Source organism: Streptomyces sp. NPDC054794, assembly GCF_053611585.1.
The window spans coordinates 36489-39693 of sequence record NZ_JBSHAQ010000072.1 but is presented as its reverse complement, the minus strand read 5'-3'; the positions used below and the strand labels follow the sequence as shown (position 1 = coordinate 39693).

Annotated in this window: 4 protein-coding genes; all 4 read left to right on the top strand. The window is 69.7% G+C overall.

Annotated features, from left to right (window positions below; translation table 11 throughout):
- Positions 1-116 precede the first annotated feature (116 nt).
- The 4 genes from ACWGKT_RS43535 (at position 117) to ACWGKT_RS43520 (ending at position 3138) form a co-directional block, all read left to right on the top strand.
- Entirely contained in the window at positions 117-659 is a 543-nt protein-coding gene (locus ACWGKT_RS43535) for a LemA family protein (protein ID WP_356153236.1), read from the top strand.
- Between the two features lie 136 nt (positions 660-795).
- On the top strand, positions 796-1710 hold the full coding sequence (gene pdxS / locus ACWGKT_RS43530) for a pyridoxal 5'-phosphate synthase lyase subunit PdxS (protein WP_356153238.1): 915 nt from the start codon (positions 796-798) through the stop codon (positions 1708-1710).
- Positions 1711-1730: 20 nt separating this feature from the next.
- Positions 1731-2336 (top strand): pyridoxal 5'-phosphate synthase glutaminase subunit PdxT, encoded by a 606-nt coding sequence (gene pdxT, locus ACWGKT_RS43525; protein WP_356153241.1) that lies wholly within the window; start codon positions 1731-1733, stop codon positions 2334-2336.
- Between the two features lie 49 nt (positions 2337-2385).
- Positions 2386-3138, top strand: a complete 753-nt coding sequence (locus tag ACWGKT_RS43520; protein WP_356153244.1) for a YebC/PmpR family DNA-binding transcriptional regulator — start codon at positions 2386-2388, stop codon at positions 3136-3138.
- Positions 3139-3205 lie beyond the last annotated feature (67 nt).

Here is a 3205-nt window from a genome sequence, read left to right as displayed (position 1 = left end):
CCCCCGGACGCTGACACCGACACCGCCCACCACACAGCACGCGGCCACCACACAGCACAGGGCCACCACACGGCACCCGCCCACCCCAGCGGAGCGCCCCGGTAGCCTTGCCGCCCGTGACCGCAACCCTCATCTGGATCCTCGTCGCCCTGGTCGTCATCGGTCTCTACCTGAGCTGGACGGCCGGCCGACTGGACCGCCTGCACACACGGATCGACGCCACCCGCGCCGCGCTGGACGCGCAGCTGCTGCGCCGGGCCTCGGTGGCCCAGGAACTGGCCACCTCCGGTGTGCTCGACCCGGCCGCCTCGATCGTGCTGTACGAGGCCGCGCATGCCGCCCGGCAGGCCGAGGAGGAGCAGCGGGAGGTGGCCGAGAGCGAGCTGAGCCAGGCGCTGCGGGCCGTGTTCGCGGAGGCGCAGCAGGTCGAGGCGGTCCGCGAGGCGCCCGGCGGCGACGCGGCCGCGCACGAGCTGACCGAGGCGGTCCGCAGGGTGCCGATGGCCCGGCGCTTCCACAACGACGCCGTGGGCGCGGCCCGCAGGCTCCGTGAGCACCGCAAGGTGCGGTGGTTCCGGCTGGCCGGCCACGCGCCCTTCCCGCTGGCCTTCGAGATGGACGACGAGCCGCCCGCGGCCCTGGTGGACCGGGCGGCCTAGGACCTCTCCCAGCTGCGGTTTCGTGGGATCGTAGGTGAAAAGGATCCACCGCCTTCGCATTGGCCCTTGCTGTGGCCTGGTCCATTCACGTTTCCTCGCTTGAGCAGAAAACCGTCTTCACCGAGCGAGGTCACCCGTGTCCACCACGATCCCCACCCCCGCCCAGACCCCTGAGACCGGCACCGCCCGCGTCAAGCGCGGCATGGCCGAGCAGCTCAAGGGCGGCGTGATCATGGACGTCGTCACGCCGGAGCAGGCGAAGATCGCCGAGGACGCGGGCGCCGTCGCCGTCATGGCCCTGGAGCGGGTCCCGGCCGACATCCGCAAGGACGGCGGCGTCGCTCGCATGTCCGACCCGGACATGATCGAGGGCATCATCAACGCCGTCTCGATCCCGGTCATGGCCAAGTCCCGCATCGGCCACTTCGTCGAGGCCCAGGTCCTGCAGGCCCTCGGCGTCGACTACATCGACGAGTCCGAGGTCCTCACCCCGGCCGACGAGGTCAACCACTCCGACAAGTGGGCGTTCACCACCCCCTTCGTCTGCGGTGCCACCAACTTGGGCGAGGCCCTGCGCCGCATCGCCGAGGGCGCCGCGATGATCCGCTCCAAGGGCGAGGCCGGCACCGGCAACGTCGTCGAGGCCGTCCGCCACCTGCGCCAGATCAAGAACGAGATCGCTCGCCTGCGCGGCTTCGACAACCACGAGCTGTTCGCCGCCGCCAAGGAACTGCGCGCCCCCTACGAGCTCGTCAAGGAGGTCGCCGAGCTCGGCAAGCTCCCGGTCGTGCTGTTCTCCGCCGGTGGCGTGGCCACCCCGGCCGACGCCGCGCTCATGCGCCAGCTCGGCGCTGAAGGCGTCTTCGTCGGCTCCGGCATCTTCAAGTCCGGCGACCCGGCCAAGCGCGCCGCCGCCATCGTGAAGGCCACCACCTTCTACGACGACCCGAAGATCATCGCGGACGCGTCGCGCAACCTCGGCGAGGCCATGGTCGGCATCAACTGCGACACCCTCCCCGAGACCGAGCGCTACGCCAACCGCGGCTGGTAAGAGGCCCTGGTAGAGACCCCATGAGCACCCCTGTCATTGGCGTTCTGGCCCTCCAGGGCGACGTACGGGAGCACCTCATCGCCCTGGCCGCGGCGGACGCCGTGGCCAGGCCGGTGCGGCGTCCCGAGGAACTCGCCGAGGTCGACGGCCTCGTCCTGCCCGGCGGCGAGTCCACGACCATCTCCAAGCTGGCCATCCTCTTCGGAGTGATGGAGCCCCTCCGCGCGCGCGTGCGGGACGGCATGCCGGTCTACGGCACCTGCGCGGGCATGATCATGCTCGCCGACAAGATCCTCGACCCGCGCTCGGGCCAGGAGACCATCGGCGGGATCGACATGATCGTGCGCCGCAACGCCTTCGGACGGCAGAACGAGTCGTTCGAGGCGGCGGTCGCCGTCCGCGGTGTCGAGGGCGATCCTGTAGAGGGCGTCTTCATCCGCGCCCCCTGGGTGGAGTCCGTCGGTGCCGAGGCCGAGGTGCTCGCCGAGCACGACGGCCACATCGTCGCCGTCCGGCAGGGCAATGCGCTGGCCACGTCGTTCCACCCGGAACTGACCGGCGACCACCGCGTGCACGCCCTGTTCGTCGACCTGGTGCGCGCCAACCGGACACCGGAGTCCTTGTAGGATCTCTGGAGTTCGTTGCAGAGATGGGTTACGCGAAGGAGACAGGCAGATGTCCGGCCACTCTAAATGGGCTACGACGAAGCACAAGAAGGCCGTGATCGATGCCAAGCGCGGCAAGCTCTTCGCGAAGCTGATCAAGAACATCGAGGTCGCCGCGCGCATGGGCGGCGTCGACATCGAGGGCAACCCGACGCTCTACGACGCCATCCAGAAGGCCAAGAAGCAGTCGGTTCCCAACAAGAACATCGACTCCGCGGTCAAGCGCGGCGGCGGCCTGGAGGCCGGCGGCGCCGACTACGAGACGATCATGTACGAGGGTTACGGCCCGAACGGTGTCGCGGTGCTCATCGAGTGCCTCACCGACAACCGCAACCGTGCCGCCTCCGACGTGCGCGTCGCCATGACCCGCAACGGCGGCAACATGGCCGACCCCGGCTCGGTGTCGTACATGTTCAGCCGCAAGGGCGTCGTCATCGTCCCCAAGGGCGAGCTGACCGAGGACGACGTCCTCGGCGCCGTCCTGGACGCGGGCGCCGAGGAGGTCAACGACCTCGGCGAGACCTACGAGGTCATCAGCGAGGCCACCGACCTGGTCGCGGTCCGCACCGCCCTCCAGGAGGCCGGGATCGACTACGACTCCGCCGAGTCCAGCTTCGTGCCGTCCGTCCAGGTCGAGCTGGACGAGGAGGGCGCCAAGAAGATCTTCAAGCTGATCGACGCCCTGGAGGACAGCGACGACGTGCAGAACGTCTTCGCCAACTTCGACGTCAGCGACGAGATCATGGAGAAGGTCGACGCGTAGGGCTGCCGCGAGCCGAGCGGATCGAGGCGGGCCGGTGGGACACACCCCACCGGCCCCCCCCCGTTGT